Source organism: Devosia sp. (genome assembly GCF_014860165.1).
Taxonomy (GTDB): Bacteria; Pseudomonadota; Alphaproteobacteria; order Rhizobiales; family Devosiaceae; genus Devosia.
This window is the reverse complement of sequence record NZ_JACZKG010000042.1, coordinates 16,007-39,097: the sequence shown is the minus strand read 5'-3', so window position 1 is coordinate 39,097 and position 23,091 is coordinate 16,007. Positions and strand designations below refer to the sequence as shown.

Sequence of the window (23,091 nt, the reverse complement as noted above, 5' to 3'; positions counted from 1 at the left end):
CAGCCTAGCTCAGGAACCCACCCTTGGTCAGGTAGTCGGTCGCCACGGCGGCAGCGGCTTCGCCGCCGACCTGGACGCGGCCGTTGAGGTCCTGAAGGACCTCAAGGGTCAGGCCTTCAAAGACGGGCTTGAGCAGTTCTTCGATCTGCGGGTATTCGGCCAGCACTTCCTCGCGGATGATCGGAGCGGGCTGGTAGACCGGCTGCACGCCCTTGTCGTCTTCGAGAACCTTGAGGCCCGAGGGAGCGATGCCACCATCGGTGCCATAGACCATGGCGGCGTTGACGCCGTTGGTCTGCTGGGCGGCGGCGGCAATCGTCGCCGCCGTGTCGCCACCCGAGAGGGTCACCAGCTGGTCGGGCGTGAGGGTGAAGCCGTAGACTTCCTGGAACTTGGGCAGGGCGGCCGGCGAGTTCACGAACTCAGCGGAAGCGGCCAGCTTGACCTCGCCACCGCCGGCAACCCAGGCGCCGAATTCAGTGAAGGTATTGAGGTTGTTGGCTTCCGCCACATCATTGCGGACCGCCACGGCCCAGGTGTTGTTTGCCGGCGACGGGCTCAGCCAGACGATCTTGTTGGCTTCGAAATCGAGCTTGGCGGCTTCGGCATAGGCCGAGGCGGCGTCGTTCCACAGCGGGTCATCGGCCTTTTCGAAGAAGAAGGCGGCATTGCCGGTATATTCGGGGTAGATGTCGATTTCGCCAGCGGTGATCGCCTCGCGCACGATGGGCGTGCCGCCGAGTTGGATGCGGTCTTCAACGGGAATATCGTTGGCTTCGAGCACCTGCTTGATGATGTTGCCCAGGACACCACCCTCGGTGTCGATCTTGGACGAGACGACCACTTGTGCATTGGCTGATGTCATCGTGATGGCGAGCGCGGCAACGGCGGTCAGCAGCTTGGATGAAAGGCGCATTGGTTTCTCCGTTTTCTCCGGGCTCCAAGCCCGGCTGTCCCTAACGTAACGTCTTGTCAGAATTGGGCGAGGCCGCAAATTCTAGGCAATCGGGCCCAGGGCGAAAAACTCGTCCAATTCCATAATCGTCGAGTGCGAAATAAGTTCGTTCATCAGCGCATCGGAGGCGAGGGCCTGTTCGACGGCTTCGACTTCGGCCGATAGCGGCCGATCCTGCCAGTATGTGTCAGCATGTTCGCGCACCAGCCGGTAGATGATGGCCGGCACATTGCCGGGCGTGTCGCCCGATATGTCCATGGCTTGCGCCGCCAGCATGGCCTCGAGCGCCGCCAGGCGTTGCAAAGCCAGCACCTGCCGCTCGAAGCGCTCCACCACCAGCGGCAGGAAGGCAGCTTCATCCTCGAGCCCGCCGGCCACGACCATGGAATTGGCGGAGATGGGGTTGGTCATGGTGAGGACGCGGGCAAACAGCTCGCCCGCCAGCTTGATGACCGGCCCGAAGCCGGTGGCGATCGCCCCGGGCATGACCAGATTGACTGGCAGGTCGCGCCGCCCGCCATTGCCCAGCAAGACGCAGCGATTGAACGAATTGCGCGCGACATGCGCCAGGCCCAGTTGCGCGGTCTGCAGGAACACAGTGACATCGAGCGGCAGCGAGCCCCCTGACGTCAGCACCTGCCCCCCGGCGACCACCGGATTGTCATCCGTCCGGCCGGTGGCGGCCAGGAGGATCTTGCCCGCCGCGACCAGTGTCTCAAAGCCGGTGGCAAAAACCTGGCTCATCATGCGCAGTGACAGCGGGTCCTGAATATGGGTGGCGTTGGGCCAGTCCCAGCCCATGGCGTTGAAATAGAGCCAGGCGCCGATGCCCGCCTCGCGCTCGGTGCCGACATGGGCCACGGCCTTCCACGGGTCGCGCGAGGCGCCCAGCGCCCCGGCGGTGGTCAGCCCCGTTGCCAGCATGACTCGCACGACGCCCGCCGCCGCGCGGATGGCGCTGGCGGCGGCGGCGTAGCCCACCGCATTGGTGGAAATGGAGGCGAGGCTATCGCGGGGCGCGAGGCGAAAGGCCTTGAGGCCCGCGGCTTCCAGCGCCTCGCCCGCCGGCTGGCGGCGGCCATCGAAGGTGGCTTCGCCCGCCCCGGTCAGCACGGCGCCGATCTGTCCCATCAGTCCGATATCGGCGCAGCCTATGGATCCGGTGCGGCGCACGACCGGAACGACATCGGCAGACAGGAGTGCCAGATAGGCATCCACCAGATCGGTGGTGCAGCCCACCCGGCCGGTCAGCGCCATATTGACCCTTATGGCCATGGCGGTGCGGACGATCTCGCTGGAAAAAGCCTCGCCTGTGCCGAAATGATGGGCGCGCACCAGGCCCATATTGAAGGCATCGAGCTGGTCATCGGACCATTCGACGTCCTTCATGGCGCCAACGCCGGTCGTCGAGCCATAGACGGGCTGGTGATTGTTGATGGCGGCCTCGACCACGAGGCGGGCCTCGGCCACGCGCTGGAGGGCGGCGGCATCGGCCACGAGGCGGGCCTTGCGGGCACCAATTCGCGCAATATCGGCAAAGCTCAACGGCTTGCCGCTGAGAGTGATGGGCGCGCCGCGCACTGTCATCGCCAGATCGTTCATGGGGTCACGCTATTGGATATCCCGAATGCTGAACAGGCTCATGCGGTTTTTGTGTGCACTGGTGATGCCTGCCCGGATGGGCAGGCAAGTCGATACGGTGGCACCTCGGCACTATCGACCAAAGTAGCGCGCCCGAAGGTCTCATTGCCAAGCCGGTCGGGTGAGTGCCTGATCGAGGGTGCCGCCGGAGCCTGCGCATGGTCGAAATTCACCCCGCCGATCACCCCTATCGCGATGCGATCATGGACGAAGTCCATGCGCGGCCGGTCGAGATCATCGCCGACACCTGCCGCCTGCGCCGGCTGGTCTTCGTCATGCCGGCCGAAGTTGGCGTCACGCAGCGCGTGTTCCACCGCTTTGCGGCCTTTTGCGCTGAGACTGACGCCCTCGTCCCCCGTCCGGGGGACCGCCAGCACAGCTTCGACACCCAGACGCGCCACGTCACCTGGGAGTTCCATACCGAGTTCGTCACTGTCACCTGGCGTACGGGCTTGGCCGACCGGCAGAACTGGCCCGATGATATTGGCCTTGATGCGCTGGGTGAGGGCCTGCTGATTGGCGCCATGCGCATCGATGTCATCGCCGATAGCTGCATTCCCGAGCGACTGGTGCCTGGCTTCAATCTGGCCAGCTTGTGCCTGGCCGATATCGAAGGTGGCAAGGCGCAGGTGGCCACCGACTTCATTCCCGATGCCAACCGGTTCACCCGTTTCGAGCTGGCGGCAGGCGGCCTGACCACGCTGCGCCGCTCGATCATTGTGCGGCGGCTGCTCGAGGTCGAGACCTATCGCACCATGGCGCTGCTCGGCCTGCCGTTAGCGCGCAGTGTCTCGCCGGACCTGCGCACCATCGAACTGGAGCTGACGGCCCTAGTCGAGAGCCTTTCTGCCGCGACTACACCCGCAGCGGTGCAGGCCGCGCTGACGTCGCTGCATGGCCTGTCGGTCCGCTCGGGCCAGCTTTCGGAACGTCTGGGCTACCGCTTCGCCGCCGGCCACGCCTATGGCGACATCCTGCGCATGCGGCTGGCAGGGCTGCGCGAAAGCGGCACGACGCGCGGCTCGACGCTGACCCACTATATCGGCAATCGCGTCGATCCGGGGCTGGCCACCTGTGCCGCCATGGAGAAGCGCCTCGCCGTGCTCGCGGCCAAAATCGAGCGCGCCATCGGCCTGCTGGATGTACGCATCGGCGTCGACATGCAGATGCAGAATGCCGCGGTGCTCGACAGCATTGCGCAGACCGCGCGCAGCCAGTTCCTGCTGCAACGCACCGTCGAAGGGCTCTCCACCATCGCCATCAGCTACTACCTGCTCGGCATCCTGAGCTACGCCCTGGCGGGCCCGCTCGAAGAGCTGCACTGGCAAAAGACCATGACCCTCTCGATCGCCGCGCCCTTCGTGGTGTTGGCCGTGTGGCTCATGGCCCGCGCCGTGCGCAAGGCCCACACGCCGCAAACGCTAAGGTGATCACTTAATAGTTCTGCCATTAGCCGAACCATGTTACTAAGGCGCTGGCTTAACTGAAGGAATGATCATGGCCGAGTTGCTCTGGACTATCATCGCCAACCGCAGGCGCGCATGGATTGCCCGCCTTGATCGGCTCGGCAAGCTGCTTGCGGGCTGACGGCTACTTCATCCAGAACATCGGGACGAGGTCGATGGCGATGGGCTCGTTCCTGTCGTTGGTCGCCATCACGTCGGCCATGTGGGCCCACCAGCGCTGCATGATCGCCGTGTTGGGCAGGTCGGCCATGGTGTGGTCCTTGCGGCGCCAGAGCACGCCGAAGAGGATGTTGGTCTCTTCGTCGAGGTGGATGGAATAGTCCTTCACCCCGGCCTCATGCAGCAGGTTGACGAGCTCGGGGAAAATTTCGTCATGGCGCTTGCGGTATTCGGCGGCCATGCCGGGATTGAGCTGCATCTTGAAGGCGTGCTTTTCGTAGTCCCCGTCCTCAATCATGCGCGCTGCCTCCACATGCGAAAGAGAATGGGCAGCGCGATCACCACGATCAGCAACGAGCCGGTGAAGATGGTCATGACAATGCCGGGGACATTGAGCAGGCCCAGGCCGAAGGTGACGAGGCCGACGATGAGCGCGGCGAGCACGACGCCGAGGATGGAGCCTGCACCGCCGAGGATGGAGACGCCGCCCAGGACCACCATGGTGATGGCTTCGAGCTCGAAGCCCTCGGCGATTGAGGGGCGGGTCGAGCCGAGCCGGGCGGTCAGCAGCACGGCGGCAATGCCACTCATCAGGCCGGTGAGGCAGAAGAGGATGAACTTGATGCGATCGACGCGCACGCCGGAGAATTGCGCGGCGACGTCGTTGTTGCCAATGGCGAAGATGCGGCGGCCGAATACGGTGCGGTGCAGCAGCACCCAGTAGATGAGCGCGCAGACCAGGAAGAGCACCAGCTCGAACGAGATCACCCACCAGACATAGCCCTGGCCGAACCAGGAGAAGCTGGGCGGATAGCCCTTGAAGCTCTGGTCACCCAGGATGATGAAGGCGATGCCGCGGAAGAGGCTCATGGTGCCTATCGTGACCACGATGGAGGGGAGCTTGAGGCCGGTGACGAGGAAGCCGTTGAAGGCACCGCAGAGGATGCCGACGCCGATGCCGACGGCGACCAAAGTGGGTGTGTCGGCGCCATATTGCAGCGCAAGCCCCATCATGGTGGAGGCCAGGGCGATAATGGCGGCGACCGAGAGGTCGATTTCACCCGAGATGATCAGCAGCGCCATGGCCAGCGCGATCAGGGCCTTTTCGGTGAAGTTGAAGGTGAGGTCGGAAAGGCTCCAGGCGTTGAGGAAATAGGGCGACGCGAAGGAATTGAGGATGAAGATGGCGACAGCCACGAGGACAAGCAGGCTCTCCCAGCTCAAAACCGCGGATTTGAGCGGGTTGTCGAGGCGGTCGGGGAGGCTGCGGTGGAGGGTGGTGTCGGTCATGTTGCCTCCGCCTTCTTGAGAATGATCCGCCCCTTGCGGCGCTCGCCGCGGGCGTTGAGGACGACGGCCAGCAGGATGGCGGTGCCCGAGATGGCCATCTGCCAGAACGGGCTGATGTTGATGACCGGCAGGGCGTTGTTGATGACGCCGAGGAAGATGGCGCCCAGCAGGACGCCGGCCACGCTGCCGATGCCGCCGGCGATCGAGACCCCGCCGATGACGCAGGCGGCGATGATGGTCAATTCATAGCCGCCCGCAACTTCGACGGAGGCGATGACGTAGCGCGAAACCCAGAGATAGCCGCAGAGCCCGGCCACTGCGCCGGAGATGACGAAAGCATAGAACTTGGTGCGGCCCACATTGATGCCGGTATAGACCGAGGCCGTCGGGTTCACGCCGATGGCATAGAGCGAGCGGCCCAGGGGCGTACGGGTCATCACGACCCAGAAGACCAGCGCCGTCGCGATGGCGAACCAGCTCAGCACCGGCAGGCCGAGGAAGACGGCGCGCTGCAGCCCGATGAAGTCGGCGCTCATCTGCGCTGCGTTCACCCATGCGCCACCGGAAATCACGAAGACGAGGCCGCGGAAAATGGTCAGCGTGCCCAAAGTCACCACGATGGGCGGAATATTGAGCTTCCACACCAGGATGCCGTTGAACGCGCCAAGGCCGGCCCCGATCACCACGCACATGGCCATCAGCAACGGGATGGGCACGCCAGGGAAGGCCGCATTGGTCATGGCGACGATCATGCCCGTCAGCGCCAGGTTTGCCGCCATGGAGAGGTCGATGGAGCGGGTCAGGATGACGGCCATCTGGCCCAGCGCCAGCATCATCAGGATGGAGGTATCGTTGAAGATGGTCAGGAGGTTTCCCGGCTGGGCGAAGCGCGGGAAGCGCGCGGTGACCAGCACGAGGACGAGCAGGATGGCGAGGGCGAGGAAGATTTCGCGATGCTTGAGCAACCGGTTCATGCTGCCTGCTCCTCGGCAATGCCGGCGGCCAGCCGCACCAACGTCTCGGGCCTGAGTCCCTTATTGTCGAGCGTGTCGATAACCCGGCCTTCGCGCATCACGACGATGCGGTCGCTCATGCCAAGGATTTCGGGGAGTTCGGAGGAGACCATGATGACGCTGAGCCCCTGCGCCACCAGCTCGGCCATGAAACCATGCACGGCAGCCTTGGAGCCGATATCGATGCCCTTGGTGGGTTCATCGAGGATGATGACCTTGGGCAGGGTCGCCAGCCATTTGGCGATGACCACCTTCTGCTGGTTACCGCCCGACAGGGTCGAGACATCCTGGCTCAGCGAAGACGCGCGCAGGTCCAGCCGCTCGGTATAGGTGCGAGCCAAGGCGAATTCCTCCGCCATGCGCAGGAAGCCGGACTTGCTGGTCTTGCCCAGCGAGGGGAGGGAAACGTTCTTGAAAATCGGTTCGCCCGTGATCACGCCCTGCTTGCCGCGTTCCTCGGGCACATAGACGATGCCAGCATCGACGGCATCGGCGGGAGACTTCGGCGCGATGACCTGTCCATCCAGGGTCAGCGTGCCCGCCGAGGTCTGGGTCAGGCCGAATACAGCCTGCATCACTTCGGAGCGCCCTGCCCCGACCAGGCCATAAAAGCCGAGGATTTCACCCTTGCGGACCGAGAATGAAATGTCCTCGAACTCGGTGGGGTGGCTCAGCCCCTTGGCCTCGAGCACGGCCTGGCCGATCACGGCAACGCGCTCTGGGAAAATGTGGTCCACCGCGCGACCCACCATCAGTTGCACGATCTGGCTTTGGCTGGTGTCCTTGATGAAGCCTTTGCCCACCTGCTCGCCATCGCGGAACACGGTGAAGCGGTCGGCGATGCGGTAGATCTCGTCGAACTTGTGGCTGATGAAGAGGATGGCCTTGCCGTCCTGCTTGAGCAGTTCGATGAGCACATAGAGCTCTTCGATCTCCTTCTGGCTCAATGCGGCGGTGGGTTCGTCCATGATGACGACCTGGGCATCGATGCTGAGCGCCCGCGCCACGGCCACCAGGTGCTTCTTGGCGATGCCGAGTTCCTTGAGCTGGATGCCGGCGTCGATGCCAGCTGCCATGGAGTCGAGCGTCTCCTGCGCTTCAGCCCGCATCTTGCGCCAATCGATCATCCCGAAGCGATTGCGCGGCGCGTGGCCCAGATAGATGTTCTCGGCTACGGTCATCTCATCGAACAGCACGGTTTCCTGATGGATGGCGGTGATGCCCAGCGCGGAAGCCGAATGCGCCGTGGGCAGGGTGACCAGCTGCCCGCCAACGCGGATTTCGCCGGCATCGGGCTGGTAGATGCCGGTCAGCGTCTTGACCAGCGTGGATTTCCCCGCCCCGTTCTCGCCGATCAGCGCGGTGACTTCGCCGGCATAGAGTTCCAGCGACACATCATGGAGCGCCCGCACTCCGGGAAAGCTCTTGGATATGCCTGACAGGGTGAGGATGGGGTCGGTCATGGTGCTTGGGCTGCCGTGGCTATGCCTACCACCACGTCATTCCCGCGAAGGCGGGAATCCATCCTTGCCGCAGGTCGGCAGAGAAAGAGTGGATTCCCGCCTTCGCGGGAATGACGCCGTAGACTGTTACAAGAGTGTGGCCGGGCGCGAACGCCCGGCCATTTCGGTCTTAGTAGATCTTGGAGAATTCTTCGATGTTGGACTTGTCGAAGGTGAAGGGAGCGGCCATGGCGCCCGAATTGGTGTCGTCGAGGGTCAGTTCGCCCATGCGGCCCATCGAGAGCGTTGCGCCCGGAGCAGCTTCACCACCTTCGACCAAGTCATTGGCCAGCATGACTGCGGCATAGCCCAGGTCGATCGGGTTCCACAAAGCCACGGCCTGCGAAGCGCCGTTGTCGACGAACTGCTTGAACTCGGACGGGAGCGCGAGGCCGGTAACGTTGACCTTGCCGATGAGGTTCTGGTCGGTGACGACCTGCGCGGCAGCCACGACGCCGACGGTGGTCGGGGCAATGATGGCCTTGAGGTCGGGGTAGGAGGCGATCAGGCCCTTGGCTTCGTCGGTCGACTTGACCGAGTCGTCATCGCCATAGACGACGGCGACGAGGTTGATATTGGCGAACTTCTCGGGCAGCGCGGCCTTGGCGGCTTCGATCCAGGCATTCTGGTTGGTCGCGGTCGAGGAGGCCGAGAGGATGGCGACATCGCCGCCCTCAGGCAGGTAATCGGCGGCCAGCTTGATGATGGTTTCGCCAATCAGGGCGGTTTCCGACGGGTTCAGGTGCAGCTGGCGGCCTTCCGGCGCCACGCCCGAATCCCAGCTGATGACCTTGATGCCGCGTTCCATGGCCTTCTGCAGGGCCGGGACGAGAGCGTCGGGATCGTTGGCCGAGATGGCGATGGCATCGACCTGCTGGGCGATCAGCGAGTTGATGACTTCGATCTGGGCTTCGGCGGTGGCAGCGGTCGGGCCGGTATAGATGACTTCGACGTCACCCAGTTCGGCGGCTGCTTCCTGGGCGCCTTTGTTGGCGGCGTCGAAGAAGCCGTTGCCGAGCGATTTGACGACCAGCGCGATGCGGGTCTGGGCATAGGCCGGGGCGGCAAGCAGCACTGCGACGGCAGTGGTAGCGGCCAAAATCTTCAAGAGCTTCATTGGTAATCCCTCCCTGGGACATTCTGGTCTTGGTCTTGCGATCTCAGGCGACCGTGGCTTGACGGTCGGCCTGAGCAGTCGTTTCCGCCACGATGAGCCGCACGCCTGCCGTTTCCAGCATTTGGCGGTCTTCGTCGCGAATGCCGCTGTCTGTTATGACGGCAGCTATCCGGTCGAGCCCACACAGGATGAGGCTCGATCTTCCCGAAAACTTGGATGAGTCAGCCAGGACGATCAGCTCGTCGGCCTGGCCAATCAGGCCGAGCTCGGACTGGACGATCATGGGATCGGCCTCCATCAGTCCGTGCGCGCCGATGCCCTGGCAGCCGATGAACATGCGCTTGGCATAGAAATGCGATGCCACCACGCCACCGAAGGGCGAGAGGATGACATTCTGCTCGCGATAGACCGTACCGCCTGGAATGACGACGGAGCAGCGCGAATTGTGGATGAGATATTCGGCGATGCCGAAGCTATTGGTGAAGACGCTCAAGCGGCGATCGGTCAGGTGATGCACCATCTGGTAGGTGGTGGTGCCGCCATTGATGATGATCGGCTCGCCATCGTTGCACAGGTCAACCGCGGCACGGGCGATGGCGCGTTTCTGCGCGATGTTGATCGTTTCATTGACGGAGAAGGGCCGACCCATCAGCCCGCCCTGTTCCGGAGGCGTCAGCGCCTCGGCGCCGCCGCGCACCCGGCGCAACCTGCCCTGTACATGCAGCGCCGCTATGTCCCGGCGAATGGTGGCTTCCGACGATCCGGTGACCTCGCAGAGCTCGGCAACGGTTGCCACCGGCCGGGTCTGGACGGCTGCAATGATCACTCTCTGGCGTTCGGTTTCGTGCAAGGCTGCTATCTCCCTGGCGCATTCCTTCACACCGATTTCAATCACTGTCAATCATCAAACCGTCAATTTCGACATATGTTGGTCAAACATGCGCGCTTCTGATCGTTTGTGATTGACACCGATGATCGATCGTGGCCATGTCCGGCCAATTCTTTGTCAAATTGCCCTCTGGGAGGAGTTTCATGTCCACTTCAGCGCCCAAGCGCCTCGCCAACCTTTGGGACGATGCCAAGGCTGCCGCCATGAGCGAGCCGGAGCGCCTCGTCTATCGCAGCAACCTGCTCGGCAGTGACAAGCGGGTGACCAATTATGGCGGCGGCAACACCTCCTCCAAGATCATGCAGAAGGACCCGCTGACCGGCGAAATGGTCGAGGTCCTGTGGGTCAAGGGGTCGGGCGGCGACAGCGCCTCGATCAAGCTTGATGGCTTCTCGACGCTCTACATGGACAAGCTGCGGGCGCTGAAGGGCCTCTATCGCGGGGTGGAATTCGAAGACGAGATGGTGGGCTACCTGCCCCACGCCACCTTCAACCTCAACCCGCGCGCGGCCTCGATCGATACGCCGCTGCATGCCTATGTGAACCGGCCGTTCGTCGATCACATGCATCCGGACGCGATCATCGCCATCGCAGCTTCGCAGAATTCACGCGAACTCACCCAGCAAATTTTCGGCGACACAATCGGCTGGCTGCCGTGGAAGAAGCCGGGCTTCGAGCTGGGCCTGTGGCTGGGCAAGTTCTGCGAGGAGAACCCCAATGCCAAGGGGCTGATCCTGGAGTCGCATGGTCTCTTCACCTGGGGCGACACGCCCAAGGAATGCTACGAGACCACCATCGGCATCATCAACCAGGCCATCGAGTGGTTCGAACAGCAGACCGAGGGCAAGACGATCTTTGGCGGCGCTACGGTGCAGTCGCTGCCCGCAGAGCAGCGCCGCGCCATTGCCGCGCGACTGATGCCGAAAATTCGTGGCTTCATTTCGGAAGACAGCCACAAGCTGGGCCATTTCGATGACTCGGCCGCAGTGCTGGAATTCGTCAATTCCAACAACCTGAGGCCGCTGGCGGCTTTGGGCACGTCGTGCCCGGACCACTTCCTGCGCACCAAGATCCGCCCGCTGGTCATCGACTTCGACCCAGCCAATCCTGATGTGGACAAGGTCATCGCCGGCTTGGCCGACCAGATCGCCGCCTATCGCGTCGACTATCAGGCCTATTACGACCGCTGCAAGCACGACAATTCGCCTGCCGTGCGCGACCCCAATGCGGTGGTGTACCTGATGCCGGGCGTGGGCATGTTCACCTTTGCCAAGGACAAGGCCACGGCCCGCATTTCCGGCGAGTTCTATGTCAACGCCATCAATGTGATGCGCGGCGCCTCGACAGTCTCCACCTATGTCGGCCTGCCCGAGCAGGAAGCCTTCGACATCGAATACTGGCTGCTCGAAGAGGCCAAGCTGGCGCGCATGCCCAAGCCGAAATCACTGGCCGGCAAGATTGCGCTGGTCACTGGCGGTGCCGGCGGCATCGGCAAGGCCACGGCGGTGCGCCTGCTGCGCGAGGGCGCCTGCGTTGTGCTCGCCGATATCGACGAGAACGCGCTGGCTGCCGCCACCGAGGAACTTGGCGGGGTGTTCGGCAAGGACTTCGTCCGTCCGGTAAAGCTCAACGTGACGCAGGAGGCCGTGGTGATCGCGGGCTTTGCCGAGGCGGTGGTGGAGTTTGGCGGGCTCGATATCCTCGTGTCCAATGCCGGCATCGCCTCGTCCGCGCCGATCGAGGAGACGTCGCTGGAACTGTGGAACAAGAACATGGACATCCTCAGCACGGGGTATTTCCTCGTGTCGCGGGAGGCGTTCCGGCTGTTCCGGGCGCAGAAGATCGGTGGCAATGTGGTGTTCGTGGCGTCCAAGAACGGCCTGGCGGCTTCGCCCAATGCCTCGGCCTATTGCACCGCCAAGGCGGCGGAAATCCATCTGGCCCGTTGCCTGGCGCTTGAAGGCGCGGGCGAGCAGATCCGGGTCAATGTCGTGAACCCCGATGCGGTGTTGCGTGGCTCGAAGATTTGGGCGGGCGAGTGGCTTGAGCAGCGCGCATCGACTTACAAGACCGACAAGGATGGCCTTGAGGAAATGTATCGCGAGCGCTCGATGCTCAAGCGGTCGGTCTTCCCCGAGGACATCGCCGAAGCCATCTACTTCTTCGCTTCGGAAGCCTCGGCCAAGTCGACCGGCAACATCATCAATGTCGACGCGGGCAATGCCCAGAGCTTTACGCGGTAAGAAACAAGGCCCCCTCACCCGCCGCTTCGCGGCGACCTCTCCCCCAGAGGGAGAGGTGGGTGCCGCCCGTCGCGTCAGCGACACCTCTCCCTTGGGGGGAGAGGTCGGCCCGCAGGGCCGGGTGAGGGGGCCTTCTGCATCGGCAGGAGGAGAACAAAATGACCGAACACATCATCGACCCATCCGTCGTCGACTCCGAGAACGAGAGGCACATTGCCGATCTCAATGCTGACTATGACACGCTGGGTGAGCGGCTCGACCGGCGCGGCATTTCTATCGATGCCGTCAAGACCATAGTGGCGGACTTCTCGGTCGCCGTGCCCTCCTGGGGCGTCGGCACCGGCGGCACGCGCTTTGCGCGTTTCCCCGGCAAGGGCGAGCCGCGCGATATCTTCGACAAGATCGAGGATTGCGCCGTCATCGCCCAGCTGACGCAGGCGACGAAAACCGTGTCGCTGCATATTCCGTGGGACAAGGCCGATCCGAACCGGCTGAAGCAGGCGGCCAGCCGCTTCAACCTCGGCTTCGACGCGATGAATTCCAACACCTTCGCCGATGCCAAGGGGCAGTTGCAGAGCTACAAGTTCGGCTCGCTGAGCCATGCCGACGCTGCCACACGCCAGCAGGCCATCGAGCACAATCTTGAATGCATCGAGATCGGCAAGACACTCGGCTCCAAGGCGCTGACGGTGTGGATCGGCGACGGCTCGAACTTCCCCGGCCAGGTGAACTTCACTCGCCAGTTCGAGCACTACCTCGACTCGATGAAGGCGATCTATGCCGAGTTGCCGCATGACTGGCGCATCTATACCGAACACAAGATGTATGAGCCGGCCTTCTATTCGACGGTCGTGCAGGACTGGGGCACCAATTACCTCATCGCCAAGGAACTGGGCGACAAGGCCTATTGCCTGGTCGATCTCGGGCACCATGCGCCCAACGTCAACATCGAGATGATCGTCGCGCGGCTGGCGCAGTTCGGCAAGCTGGGCGGCTTCCACTTCAACGACAGCAAATATGGCGATGACGATCTCGACGCCGGGTCGATCGATCCGTACCGGCTGTTCCTGGTGTTCAACGAACTGGTGGATGCCGAGGGCCGCGACAAGGATTTCCACCCTGCGCACATGCTCGACCAGTCGCACAATGTGACCGACCCGATCGAGTCGCTGATGCTGTCGGCGGCCGATGTGCAGCGCGCTTATGCCCAAGCGCTATTGGTGGATCGCCACGCGCTCAAGGCGGCGCAGGAGGGCAATGACGCGCTCGCCGCTACCCAGGCCTTGCGCCTGGCCTATCGCACCGATGTCGAGCCGATCCTGGCCATGGCACGCTACGAAGCGGGTGGCGCCATTGACCTGCTGGGCACCTATCGTGCCGCCGGCTACCGCCAGAAAGTCGCCGAGATCCGCCCCGAAGTCGCGGCCGGATCGAGCGGCATCGTCTAGGCATTTCCGCGTTCCTCCTCGCGCGGAAAAGCGAAGGCCCGGTGAGCGATTACCGGGCCTTTGTGTTATTCGCTTCGGCCCTGAGACGATCGCAGCCCCTCGGTCGCAGGCACGATCCAGTCACGAAATGCCTTGATCTTGGGCGAGTTGCGCCGTGCCTCGGGGTAGGTCAGGTAATAACCGTGTCCGTCCCAGCCTGTGATATCGAAGGGCCGCACCAGCCGGCCACTGGCGACGTCGTCGGCATAGAAAGCCGGCGTAACCATGGCCAACCCGCGCCCGGCGATAGCGGCGGCGGCCTCGAGGTTCTGCGCCCCAAGGCGACTGAATGGACGATCCGGGGTCGGGGGCACCGATACGCCAGCCAGCTCAAGCCAGGCGTATAGCCATGGATCATCAGGGGTAATCTGGGGTACGCGCAACAGGTCCGCTGGCTCGCGCACCTGGTATTGCTCGACCAGCCTGGGGCTGAGCATGGGGGCAAACTCGGCCTTGAGCAGCAGGTGCCAGACCAGCCCATCCTGGAGGCGACTGGTGGCCCGGATGGCGACGTCGAATTCTTCCGTACCGAAATCCACCAGATGCGGTGAGGCCTCCACCCGAACGGCGATTTCCGGATTGGCCAGCTGGAACAAGCCGATATTGGCCGCCAGCCAGTGGCTGGCAAAAGTGGGTACGCTGGAAATGCTGAGCATGCCATCGACCAGTCCGCGCGAGTCGGCAAAGGTCTCGCGCAGGGTGTCGAAGGCCTTGGTCACGTCCGGCGCAAGGCGAGCCCCAGTCTCGCTCAGCGCGATCTGCCGCGGCCTGCGCAGGAAGAGCGGCGCGCCGACGCGCTCCTCGAGAATCCTGATCTGATAGCTCACCGCAGCCTGGGTCATGCCCAGTTCCTCGGCGGCCCTGGTGAAGCTGAGGTGGCGCGCCACCGCTTCGAAGGCGCGGATAGAGGTCAGCGGCGGCAATGCAGACATGGATCAAATCTCCTTATGCATGCTTATCGAGCTTTAGTTGGAAATGGGCCGCGCTGCCAGCCATTCTTGGATCATGGAAACCAAAGCAGGAGCCATCCCCATAAGGATGGTCGTAGCCATGATCGCCATTGCCAAGCCAATCTCCACTGCCTTTCACCAGCCCCGCTGGGTGTTCCCGCGCCTGTGGGGCAGCGAGCGCCGCCGCAAGCAGGCCACTGTTGATCTGATCCACGCCTCGCCGCATCTGCTGCGCGACATCGGGGCGACGGAGGGCAATTTGGACGGACGCCGGTAGGTCCTCCCTGGCGTCATTCCCGCGCAGGCGGGAATCCATTCTTTACTTGCCGGCCTGTTGGCAAGAGTGGATTCCCGCCTGCGCGGGAATGACGTTGTGGTAGGGTGATGCATATCCATTGCAGACGCCCTGGCCTCATGTCCAAAACCACCCCCGCCACAATGGCGCTCAGCAAAGCTGGCGTCCCCTTTGCCACCGCGACCTATGACTATGATCCCGATGCCGATCGGGTCGGGTTGCAGGCGGCCGAGGCGATGGGGGTTTCGCCGTCCATCGTGCTCAAGACGCTGATGGCCGAGGTCGATGGCAAGCCGGTCTGCGTCGTCGTTCCCTCGGACGAAGAGGTGAACATGAAGAAGCTCGCCGCCGCCTTTGGCGGCAAGTCGGCGCATATGATGAAGCCTGCCGATGCCGAGCGGCTGACCGGCTACAAGGTGGGTGGCATCAGCCCGTTCGGGCAGAAGAAACAGGTGCCGACAGCCATCGAAGAACTGGCGACGCTGGAAGACGAAATCTTCCTCAATGGAGGCCAACGCGGGCTGCAAATCCGGATGAAGCCGGACGACCTGGTCGCGGCCCTGGGAGGGAAAGCGGCCGACCTCATTCGCTGAACACCCCTGTTCAGGGATAGGCGCCGTTGCCGCGTTACCTATTGTCCCTCATCCTCGGAGGGACAATTTCATGAACAAGTTCCTGGCGCTGGGCGTCGCGGCTTTGGCTGCAGTCGCATTGGCGGGCTGCAGTATTTCGGGTGGCGACCTGATACGGCCCGGCCAGCCGACAGCAACCCTGATCATCATCAATGGCAGCTATGGCTATCTCGACGCCATCGTCATTTCCGATTGCGACAACTTCACCTACGGCTTCAACCGCCTGTCCGACGGCGACTCGATCGCACCGGGAGATGCCCGCAGCTTCACGCTGTCAGCCGGTTGCTGGGATGTCGGTGGCGGCGAGTTCGGCGGGGGCGAGGCCTATGAGCGGATGACGCTCAGCGCCGGCAGCGTGACGCGATTCACGATCACGGACTGAGGCGAGGCACACGCCCACCTCAGGAAACGGAATCCCGGACAGACAAAAGGCGCCCGGATGGACGCCTTCATCTCAAGTCTGACTTGGTCGGCTTGGGCCGCTATTAGCGAGCGCAGGGCGCCGCTTAGCGAGCCAGGGCGCCGCGAGCGATGTTCTTGATATCGCCCTTGGTGATGCCGAGATCGTTCAGCTGACGCTGATCGAGGGCGCTCAGTTCGCGCATGGTACGCTGATACTGGGCAAACTGTGCAAGGCGCTGACGGATGTTCATTTCGGTTCCCCTTCGTTTTCGATGACCAATATCTATAGCTAGCCAGTCGTGATTAGAAGATGGACTCTGTGCACATCCGTTATGCACACAGTGCAAACAAAAGCGGCACCCTGTTCATACTCGCTTCAGGTGAAAATTGTCGCCGCCGGTCGGCAAGCGACAGCCGTACTGATCTAAACTCTTGTTTTTCCATAACAAAACGGGCGCATCCTCCGCTGCGCCCGCCTTAACCGATTTTTGACCATTTGGTCATGAGCCATGCGGCTAGCGCTGGGTCGGCTCCCTGCCCTGCTCCCGGGCGATGCGCCGGTCCTCGCGCATTTCAAACCACATGGCGTTGAGAATGGCGAAGCTGCAGGCGAGCCCAACGCCGAGTATCCAAGAGAAATACCACATGAGATTCTCCTAATAAGCGTTGGGGTTCTTTTCGAGCGACTGCGTGCTGACCGTGCCGCGCATCACGCGGAACACCCAGGCGGTGTAGGCGAGGACGATGGGCAGGAAGAACAGCGTCATCAGCAGCATGATGAAGAGCGTCAGGTGGCTCGAACTCGCATCCCACAGCGTCAGGCTCGATTCCGGTACGGTCGAGGATGGCAGCAAGAAGGGGAACAGCGACAGGCCGGCAGTGGAGATGATGCCGAAAATGCCCAGGCTCGATGCCAGCAGCGTCGGCAGCCGCAGCCTGGCCTGCAAGCCGGCCGCCGCACCCGCCATGCCGACAAAGCCGAGCACCGGCCCTGCTATCATCCAGGGATAGAGGCCGTAATTTGCCAGCCAGCCGCCACGGGTCAGTGCCACCGTCTTGGCCAGCGGATTGATGGCGCCGTTGCCATCCACCGTGCTGGTTATGGCATAGCCGTCAATGCCCAGGGCTACCCACACGCCACCGAGCGCAAACAGTGCAATCGTCACCAGGGCCGCCAGCGTACCATAGGTCCGCGCCCGCTCGGCCAGTGGACCAGTGGTCCGGCCGGCGATCACGGCTGCGCCCTGGGTCACGATCATGCCCAGGCTCACCAGCCCGCATAGCAGGGCGAAAGGCATCAGCAGCAAGAAGAAGTTGCCGGTGTAAAAGGCGCGCATGGTGTCATCGAGGTGGAATGGTGCCCCGAGCAGGACATTGCCCACTGCGACGCCCATGATCAGCGCCGGCACGGCGCCGCCCACGAACAGCGCCCAGTCCCAGGTGGCGCGCCACCTGGCATCGTGGATCTTGCCGCGGAACTTGAAGCCGACCGGTCGCAGGATGAGCGCAAGCAAGATGACGATCATCGCCAGGTAGAAGCCCGAAAAGCTCACTGCGTAGAGGGGAGGAAAGGCCGCGAAGATGGCGCCGCCGCCCAGGACCAGCCAGACCTGGTTGCCCTCCCAGGTGGGGCCCACCAGGTTGAGCAGGACACGCCGCTCATCATCGGTGCGGGCGGCGAAGGGCAGCAGCGCACCGACGCCGAGATCGCGCCCGCCCATGACGGCAAAGCCAATCAGCAGCACACCGAGCAGCAGCCACCAGATGAGGCGCAGGGTTTGATAGTCCAGTGGAATGGCGCTCACGATCCTAGCTCCCTGTTGGCTGGTGTTGCCGGCAAGGCCGCGACGACGAAATCGTCGTCATCGGTTGCGGCGAACAGCTTGTCCTGCGGGCCGGCCTTGATGATCTTGACCATCAGCATGACCATGATGACCAAGAGGACGGTGTAGAGGCTGACAAAGAAGGTCAGCGAGATGACCAGGTCCCAGAAGCTGAGGCCCGACGCCGCATAGAAGGTGGGCAACACGCCTTCCACCACCCAGGGCTGGCGCCCGTATTCGGCGATGAACCAGCCGAACTCGATGGCAATCCAGGGCAGCGGCAACATGGCAAAGCCGAACCACAGCATTGGCCGGTTGGTATCGAGCCAGCCGCGCGAGGCGCGGTAGAACCACACCGCAAAGAAGGCGATGAAGAAGAAGCCCAGCCCCATCATGATGCGGAAGGTCCAGAACAGCGGCCACACATCGGGCACGGTATCCTGGGCGGCCTGGGCGATTTCCGCGTCGGTGGCGTTGCCGACATCGTCGCGGTAGCGCTTAAGCAGCAGGCCATAGCCGAGATCGGGCCAATGTTCGTCGAATATGGCGCGGGCCTGGCTATTGGTGCCGTCCTCACGGATTTCCTGAAGCGCGTCATAGGCGATCATGCCCGAGCGGATGCGGGTCTGGGCATGTTCCACCAGCTCGTCGATGCCGGGCAGCGGTTTGTCCAGCGAGCGGGTGGTGATCAGGCCACCGACCCACGGCACCTTGATCGAGAAGCTGGGGGCGCCACCATCGGGGCCCGGCAAGGCGAAGAGTGTCCAGGGCGCGGGCGCCGGATCGGTCTCGTAGCTCGCCTCCATGGCGGCGATCTTCATCTTCTGGTGTTCGGTCGCCACGTAGCCGCTCTCGTCGCCGAGCACGACAACCGAGAGCGCCGAGGCCAGCCCGAAGCTGGCCGCCACCACCATCGAGCGCTTGGCCAGTTCCACATGCCGCCCCTGCAGCAGGAAGAGACACGAAATGGCGAAGATGAACACCGCGCCGGTCACATAGCCGGCGCTCACGGTGTGAACGAACTTGGCCTGCGCCACCTGGTTGAAAATGACAGCCATGAAATCGGTGACTTCCATGCGCATGGTGTCGGGGTTGAATTTGGACCCCACGGGATTCTGCATCCAGCCATTGGCGATCAGAATCCAGAGCGCCGAGAAATTGGCGCCCAATGCCGTCAGCCAGGTCACGGCCAGATGCCCCACCTTGCTCAGCCGGTCCCAGCCGAAGAAGAACAGCCCGATAAACGTGGCCTCGAGGAAGAAGGCCATCAGGCCCTCGATGGCCAGCGGGGCGCCAAACACGTCGCCGACATAGTGGCTGTAATAGCTCCAGTTCATGCCGAACTGGAATTCCATGACGATGCCGGTGGCCACGCCCATGGCGAAATTGACGCCGAACAGCGTGCCCCAGAACAGGGTCGCCTTGCGCCAGACGTCGCGCCCGGTCATCACATAGACGCTCTCCATGATGGCCATCATGAAGGACAGGCCCAGCGTCAACGGTACGAAGATGAAGTGATACATTGCCGTGGCGGCGAATTGCCACCGCGAGAGTTCGACAACGGTCATGTCGATCATGGCGTTACTGCCTCTATCGTTGGCGGCGCGCGAGTCGGCACCGTCGCTGTGCACTCTATGCCCGCTCAGACTTGCGCGCGCGTTGATTCAGATCAAGGCTTTCGAGCCGTATCCCTCTATGGTTGGCTGATGTTCCAGTTCGACACTCCCCCATTCCCTGGCCGACCATCTCCCTCGACGGGGGAAATGCCGCTCAGCGCATCGGACGGGCGATGTGACTGATACCGGACGCCGCAATAGCCGAACCCTTTCCGGCCTCCGCCACCAGGGCGGCCCAGCGCTGTGGCTTGCCATCGGCGCGCCGCTGCTGGGCGGTGCGCTGCTCGTCTGGCAGGCCTGGACGCTGGCCGATATCCTGGGCCGCAGCATTGAGGGCGGCGTCCCCCTCGCGACGCTTGCTCCCGGCATCCTTCTCATCCTGGCACTGCTGCTTGCGCGTGCGGCGCTGGGCGCCATTGGCGAGCGGGCGGGCACGACGGCGGCCGAAGCGATCAAGCTGCATGTCCGCGCCACGCTGTTCTCGCATCTGCTCGCCCGCTCGCCCCGCGCCGCCGAGCAGCCGCAGTCGGGCGCGGCCTCCGCGGCGATCATCGACCAGGTCGATGCGCTCGATGGCTTCTTTGCCCGCTACCTGCCGGCGATGGTCCAGGCCACCATCCTGCCCGTCGCCTTCGGCGCCATCATCCTGCCGCTCGATTGGCTGGCCGGCCTGCTGTTTCTCGTCACGGCGCCGCTGATTCCGGTGTTCATGGCGCTGGCCGGCTGGGGCGCCCAAATTGCCACCGACAGGCAGGCCCGCGCCCTCAGCCTGCTCAGCGGCCGCTTTGCCGACCGCCTGCGCGGCCTGCTCACCCTCAAGCTGTTCGGGCGGGCCGACGACGAAACCGCCGGCATCGTGGCGGCCAGCGACGAATTGCGCCGCCGGACCCTGCGGGTGCTGCGCATTGCGTTCCTGTCCTCGGCAGTGCTCGAATTCTTCGCTGCCCTGGGCGTGGCCGGCGTAGCGCTCTATGTCGGGCTGACATTTATCGACTACCTGCAGCTGCGGGCGACGCCGCTGAGCCTCGAACTCGGCCTGTTCCTGCTGCTGATGGCGCCCGAGGTCTATAGCCCGCTGCGCCTGCTGGCCGCCCATTATCACGACCGCGCTGCCGCCAAGGCGGCCATTGCCGAGATCGAAGCGCAGCTCGGCGTTCTCCCTTCTTCACCTCTCCCTCTGGGGGAGCGGTCGACCGAAGGCCCCCTCACCCGGCCTTCGGCCGACCTCTCCCCCAAGGGGAGAGGTGAAGAGCGCGGCCCCCTCGCGGTCACCGTGGCCGGGCTCACGCTGCGCACCCCCGACAGCGCCCGTATAATCCTCGCCGATACCGACCTGCACATCCCCCGCGGCGAACATGTCGCCATTCTCGGGCCCAGCGGCATCGGCAAATCCACCCTGCTGGAGGCGATTGCCCGGCTGCGCGCGCATGAAGGCGGGATTGCGCTGGACCAGCGTCCGCTCGTGGAGTGGCCCGAGGCGGAGCTGCGCGCCCGCGTCACCATGCTGGGCCAGAGGCCGCGCATCTTTGCCGGATCCCTGGCCGACAATATCGGCCTGGCGCGCCCGGGCGCTTCGCGCGCCGAGATCAGCCGCGCTGCCGAGCTGGCGCAGGTCGCGCCCTTTGCCGATGCCCTGCCCGAGGGTCTCGATACCCTGCTGGGCGAAGGCGGCCTTGGCCTGTCCGGTGGCCAGGCGCAGCGCATTGCGCTGGCCCGCATCTACCTGCGCGATGCCGGCCTGATCCTGCTCGATGAGCCAACGGCCCATCTGGATGCGGAGCTCGAACAGGCGGTGCTGGGAGATCTCAAGCGCTATGCCCGTGGTCGCACGCTCATCATCGCCACCCATTCGCTGGCGGTGGCGTCGCGCATGGACAAGGCCTGGCGCATTGCCGGCGAGCGCCTGCTGCCCATGCCGATGCCTGCGCACAAGGGCCGGAGCGTCGCATGAAACCGCTCCTCGCTTTCCGCAGCCTGTTCCTGGCCCAGGCCCGGGGATTTGCCATAGCGCTGCTGCTGTCACTGGTGGCGCTGGCGGCCGGCACGGCGCTACTCGGCGTTTCCGGTTGGTTCATCACGGCTGCGGCCCTGACCAGCGCCGGCCTTGCGTTCAACCTCTTCGTGCCGTCGGCGCTGGTCCGTGGCTTTTCCTTCATCCGTATCCTGGCGCGCTATGGCGAACGCCTCAGCGGTCATGACGCGACCCTGCGCCTGCTCGCCGATCTGCGCGGCTGGCTGTTTGCCCGCCTGTTCCCGCGGTTGCCGCTTGCCGATCGCAGCCTGCGCCATGGCGACCTCGTCAGCCGCCTGACCGCCGATATCGATGCGCTCGATACGGCCTTCCTCGTCGCCATCGGTCCGGTTGCCGCGGCCTTGGTCATCGGTACGGCGCTAACAGGGATGCTGGCCTGGCTGCTGCCCGGCGTGGCCCCGATCTACGCGATCTGTTTCGCGCTTGCCGTATTGGCGGTTCCCGCCGGCCTGGTTGTTGCCAGCCGCCGCGCCGGCCATGACGTGATCTCGCGCGCCGCCGATGCCCGCGCGGCTGTGCTCGACGGCATCGAAGGTCATGCCGATCTCACGGTCTTTGGGGTGCTAAGCAAGGCGCAGGCCGATTTCGTCGGCACGGCGGAGCGCCTCGCCGAAACCAGGGGGCGACTGTCGACGCTGAGCGCAATTGCCGGCTTCGCCGTGCAGTCCCTTGCCGCATTGGCACTGGCCGGCGCGCTGTGGCGCGGGCTCGATGCCCTCGCCGCCGGCACGGTGGGCGGACCCATCCTCGCCGGGCTGCTGCTGGCCATTGCAGGGAGTTTCGAGGCCACCAGCGTCATCGTGCGCAGCGTGGGCAAGCTCACCACGGCCATGGCCGCTGCCGATCGCCTCACCGCCATCGCCGACAGTCCCATCGCCATGATCGATCCGGCAGAACCCGCCACGCTGCCGGCCGACCTCACTCTCGTGGTCGACGGCATCTGCTTCAGCTATCCCGGCGGCCCACCGGTGCTGAGCGATCTCAGCCTCACGGCCGCGCCCGGCGAGCACATCGCCATAGCGGGCAGCAGCGGCAGCGGCAAATCGAGCCTGCTCGCCCTGCTGCTGCGCCTTGCCGAGCCGCAGCTGGGCCGCATCGCACTGGGCGGCATCGCCCTGCCTTCGCTGCGCCAGGCCGATATCCATCGGGCGATGGCCCTGCTCAGCCAGGACAGCCCGCTGTTCAACGATACGATCCGCGCCAACCTGCTGCTTGCCCGGCCAGGGGCAGACGACGCTGCGCTCTGGGCAGCCCTCAAGGCTGGGGGCATCGAATCCCTGGTTCGCGGGCTACCCCGCGGCCTAGACAGCCTTGTTGGCGAAGGGGGACGCACCGTCTCGGTGGGCCAGGCACGGCGTCTCTGCCTGGCGCGGGTGCTGCTGTCGCCCGCCCGTATCCTGCTGCTCGACGAGCCCACGACAGGGCTGGATCGCGCGGCCGAAGTGGCATTCTTCGAAACGCTGCATGCGGCCGCGCGGGACCGCACGGTGATTGTGGTGACCCATGCGGCGATCCCCGATGGAACGATGGATCGCGTGCTGACGATGCGGAATGGGAGGCTGGAGTGAGCGCCCTGCAC

21 protein-coding genes are annotated in these 23,091 nt (G+C 64.1%); 8 read left to right on the top strand and 13 right to left on the bottom strand.

Annotated features, from left to right (window positions below):
• Positions 1–4 precede the first annotated feature (4 nt).
• The gene (locus tag IH615_RS09575) at positions 5–916 is read right to left on the bottom strand and encodes an ABC transporter substrate-binding protein (protein ID WP_291361642.1); all 912 of its coding nucleotides are present in this window, start codon (positions 914–916) and stop codon (positions 5–7) included.
• A gap of 81 nt (positions 917–997) precedes the next feature.
• Positions 998–2,557 (bottom strand): aromatic amino acid lyase, encoded by a 1,560-nt coding sequence (locus tag IH615_RS09570; protein WP_291361641.1) that lies wholly within the window; start codon positions 2,555–2,557, stop codon positions 998–1,000.
• A 197-nt stretch (positions 2,558–2,754) separates the two neighbouring features.
• Here IH615_RS09570 and IH615_RS09565 point away from each other — a divergent pair, with 197 nt between their 5' ends.
• Positions 2,755–4,026, top strand: a complete 1,272-nt coding sequence (locus tag IH615_RS09565) for a DUF3422 domain-containing protein (protein ID WP_291361640.1) — start codon at positions 2,755–2,757, stop codon at positions 4,024–4,026.
• A gap of 160 nt (positions 4,027–4,186) precedes the next feature.
• On the opposite strand, the gene rhaM is transcribed toward IH615_RS09565, so the two are convergent.
• From rhaM to IH615_RS09535, 6 genes are all read right to left on the bottom strand, one after another.
• Entirely contained in the window at positions 4,187–4,519 is a 333-nt protein-coding gene (gene rhaM / locus IH615_RS09560; protein WP_291361639.1) for an L-rhamnose mutarotase, read from the bottom strand.
• On the bottom strand, positions 4,516–5,511 hold the full coding sequence (locus tag IH615_RS09555) for an ABC transporter permease (protein WP_291361638.1): 996 nt from the start codon (positions 5,509–5,511) through the stop codon (positions 4,516–4,518). Before IH615_RS09555 ends, rhaM begins: the two co-directional genes overlap by 4 nt.
• Positions 5,508–6,485, bottom strand: coding sequence for an ABC transporter permease (locus IH615_RS09550; RefSeq protein ID WP_291361637.1), 978 nt, complete (start codon positions 6,483–6,485; stop codon positions 5,508–5,510). The genes IH615_RS09555 and IH615_RS09550 overlap by 4 nt, the downstream gene beginning before the upstream one ends.
• Positions 6,482–7,987, bottom strand: coding sequence for a sugar ABC transporter ATP-binding protein (locus IH615_RS09545; protein WP_291361636.1), 1,506 nt, complete (start codon positions 7,985–7,987; stop codon positions 6,482–6,484). The genes IH615_RS09550 and IH615_RS09545 overlap by 4 nt, the downstream gene beginning before the upstream one ends.
• A gap of 169 nt (positions 7,988–8,156) precedes the next feature.
• Positions 8,157–9,143: a rhamnose ABC transporter substrate-binding protein gene (rhaS, locus tag IH615_RS09540; RefSeq protein ID WP_291361635.1), complete on the bottom strand. Its 987-nt coding sequence runs from the start codon at positions 9,141–9,143 to the stop codon at positions 8,157–8,159.
• 43 nt (positions 9,144–9,186) lie between these two features.
• A complete protein-coding gene (locus IH615_RS09535) occupies positions 9,187–9,993 on the bottom strand; it encodes a DeoR/GlpR family DNA-binding transcription regulator (protein WP_291361634.1) in 807 nt (268 codons plus the stop codon).
• 182 nt (positions 9,994–10,175) lie between these two features.
• Between IH615_RS09535 and IH615_RS09530 the strand changes: the two genes are divergently transcribed.
• Together IH615_RS09530 and rhaI are read left to right on the top strand one after the other, a co-directional pair.
• Positions 10,176–12,275 (top strand): bifunctional rhamnulose-1-phosphate aldolase/short-chain dehydrogenase, encoded by a 2,100-nt coding sequence (locus IH615_RS09530; RefSeq protein WP_291361633.1) that lies wholly within the window; start codon positions 10,176–10,178, stop codon positions 12,273–12,275.
• Between the two features lie 158 nt (positions 12,276–12,433).
• Positions 12,434–13,723 carry an L-rhamnose catabolism isomerase gene (gene rhaI, locus IH615_RS09525; protein ID WP_291361632.1) on the top strand — a complete coding sequence of 430 codons (1,290 nt, stop codon included), beginning with the start codon at positions 12,434–12,436 and terminating at the stop codon, positions 13,721–13,723.
• A 65-nt stretch (positions 13,724–13,788) separates the two neighbouring features.
• On the opposite strand, the gene IH615_RS09520 is transcribed toward rhaI, so the two are convergent.
• Positions 13,789–14,694 (bottom strand): LysR substrate-binding domain-containing protein, encoded by a 906-nt coding sequence (locus IH615_RS09520; RefSeq protein ID WP_291361631.1) that lies wholly within the window; start codon positions 14,692–14,694, stop codon positions 13,789–13,791.
• A 118-nt stretch (positions 14,695–14,812) separates the two neighbouring features.
• Here IH615_RS09520 and IH615_RS09515 point away from each other — a divergent pair, with 118 nt between their 5' ends.
• The 3 genes from IH615_RS09515 to IH615_RS09505 all read left to right on the top strand — a co-directional run bounded on the left by IH615_RS09515 (position 14,813) and on the right by IH615_RS09505 (position 16,021).
• On the top strand, positions 14,813–14,989 hold the full coding sequence (locus tag IH615_RS09515; RefSeq protein ID WP_291361630.1) for a hypothetical protein: 177 nt from the start codon (positions 14,813–14,815) through the stop codon (positions 14,987–14,989).
• A 137-nt stretch (positions 14,990–15,126) separates the two neighbouring features.
• A complete protein-coding gene (gene ybaK / locus IH615_RS09510; protein ID WP_291361629.1) occupies positions 15,127–15,600 on the top strand; it encodes a Cys-tRNA(Pro) deacylase in 474 nt (157 codons plus the stop codon).
• A 70-nt stretch (positions 15,601–15,670) separates the two neighbouring features.
• Complete coding sequence (locus tag IH615_RS09505) at positions 15,671–16,021, top strand: hypothetical protein (RefSeq protein WP_291361628.1); 351 nt, start codon at positions 15,671–15,673, stop codon at positions 16,019–16,021.
• Positions 16,022–16,145: 124 nt separating this feature from the next.
• On the opposite strand, the gene IH615_RS09500 is transcribed toward IH615_RS09505, so the two are convergent.
• The 4 genes from IH615_RS09500 to IH615_RS09485 form a co-directional block, all read right to left on the bottom strand.
• On the bottom strand, positions 16,146–16,292 hold the full coding sequence (locus tag IH615_RS09500) for a DUF1127 domain-containing protein (RefSeq protein ID WP_082530989.1): 147 nt from the start codon (positions 16,290–16,292) through the stop codon (positions 16,146–16,148).
• Between the two features lie 264 nt (positions 16,293–16,556).
• Positions 16,557–16,688 carry a cytochrome bd-I oxidase subunit CydX gene (cydX, locus tag IH615_RS09495; protein ID WP_291361627.1) on the bottom strand — a complete coding sequence of 44 codons (132 nt, stop codon included), beginning with the start codon at positions 16,686–16,688 and terminating at the stop codon, positions 16,557–16,559.
• A 9-nt stretch (positions 16,689–16,697) separates the two neighbouring features.
• Positions 16,698–17,846, bottom strand: a complete 1,149-nt coding sequence (gene cydB / locus IH615_RS09490; protein ID WP_291361626.1) for a cytochrome d ubiquinol oxidase subunit II — start codon at positions 17,844–17,846, stop codon at positions 16,698–16,700.
• The gene (locus tag IH615_RS09485) at positions 17,843–19,441 is read right to left on the bottom strand and encodes a cytochrome ubiquinol oxidase subunit I (protein ID WP_366484957.1); all 1,599 of its coding nucleotides are present in this window, start codon (positions 19,439–19,441) and stop codon (positions 17,843–17,845) included. Before IH615_RS09485 ends, cydB begins: the two co-directional genes overlap by 4 nt.
• Positions 19,442–19,655: 214 nt before the next feature.
• Here IH615_RS09485 and cydD point away from each other — a divergent pair, with 214 nt between their 5' ends.
• On the top strand, positions 19,656–21,431 hold the full coding sequence (gene cydD / locus IH615_RS09480; protein WP_291361625.1) for a thiol reductant ABC exporter subunit CydD: 1,776 nt from the start codon (positions 19,656–19,658) through the stop codon (positions 21,429–21,431).
• Positions 21,428–23,080, top strand: a complete 1,653-nt coding sequence (cydC, locus tag IH615_RS09475) for a thiol reductant ABC exporter subunit CydC (RefSeq protein WP_291361624.1) — start codon at positions 21,428–21,430, stop codon at positions 23,078–23,080. The genes cydD and cydC overlap by 4 nt, the downstream gene beginning before the upstream one ends.
• Positions 23,081–23,091 lie beyond the last annotated feature (11 nt).

Excerpts from the sequence above, each read along its gene's own strand:
- IH615_RS09570 (WP_291361641.1), bottom strand. The coding sequence starts at position 2,557 with ATGAACGATCTGGCGATGACAGTGCGCGGCGCGCCCATCACTCTCAGC.
- IH615_RS09485 (WP_366484957.1), bottom strand. The coding sequence starts at position 19,441 with ATGATCGACATGACCGTTGTCGAACTCTCGCGGTGGCAATTCGCCGCC.
- rhaI (WP_291361632.1), top strand. The coding sequence starts at position 12,434 with ATGACCGAACACATCATCGACCCATCCGTCGTCGACTCCGAGAACGAG.
- IH615_RS09500 (WP_082530989.1), bottom strand. The coding sequence starts at position 16,292 with ATGAACATCCGTCAGCGCCTTGCACAGTTTGCCCAGTATCAGCGTACC.
- cydX (WP_291361627.1), bottom strand. The coding sequence starts at position 16,688 with ATGTGGTATTTCTCTTGGATACTCGGCGTTGGGCTCGCCTGCAGCTTC.
- IH615_RS09565 (WP_291361640.1), top strand. The coding sequence starts at position 2,755 with ATGGTCGAAATTCACCCCGCCGATCACCCCTATCGCGATGCGATCATG.
- IH615_RS09505 (WP_291361628.1), top strand. The coding sequence starts at position 15,671 with ATGAACAAGTTCCTGGCGCTGGGCGTCGCGGCTTTGGCTGCAGTCGCA.
- rhaM (WP_291361639.1), bottom strand. The coding sequence starts at position 4,519 with ATGATTGAGGACGGGGACTACGAAAAGCACGCCTTCAAGATGCAGCTC.
- IH615_RS09515 (WP_291361630.1), top strand. The coding sequence starts at position 14,813 with ATGATCGCCATTGCCAAGCCAATCTCCACTGCCTTTCACCAGCCCCGC.
- IH615_RS09520 (WP_291361631.1), bottom strand. The coding sequence starts at position 14,694 with ATGTCTGCATTGCCGCCGCTGACCTCTATCCGCGCCTTCGAAGCGGTG.
- IH615_RS09575 (WP_291361642.1), bottom strand. The coding sequence starts at position 916 with ATGCGCCTTTCATCCAAGCTGCTGACCGCCGTTGCCGCGCTCGCCATC.
- IH615_RS09555 (WP_291361638.1), bottom strand. The coding sequence starts at position 5,511 with ATGACCGACACCACCCTCCACCGCAGCCTCCCCGACCGCCTCGACAAC.
- cydC (WP_291361624.1), top strand. The coding sequence starts at position 21,428 with ATGAAACCGCTCCTCGCTTTCCGCAGCCTGTTCCTGGCCCAGGCCCGG.
- rhaS (WP_291361635.1), bottom strand. The coding sequence starts at position 9,143 with ATGAAGCTCTTGAAGATTTTGGCCGCTACCACTGCCGTCGCAGTGCTG.
- ybaK (WP_291361629.1), top strand. The coding sequence starts at position 15,127 with ATGTCCAAAACCACCCCCGCCACAATGGCGCTCAGCAAAGCTGGCGTC.
- IH615_RS09545 (WP_291361636.1), bottom strand. The coding sequence starts at position 7,987 with ATGACCGACCCCATCCTCACCCTGTCAGGCATATCCAAGAGCTTTCCC.
- IH615_RS09550 (WP_291361637.1), bottom strand. The coding sequence starts at position 6,485 with ATGAACCGGTTGCTCAAGCATCGCGAAATCTTCCTCGCCCTCGCCATC.
- IH615_RS09530 (WP_291361633.1), top strand. The coding sequence starts at position 10,176 with ATGTCCACTTCAGCGCCCAAGCGCCTCGCCAACCTTTGGGACGATGCC.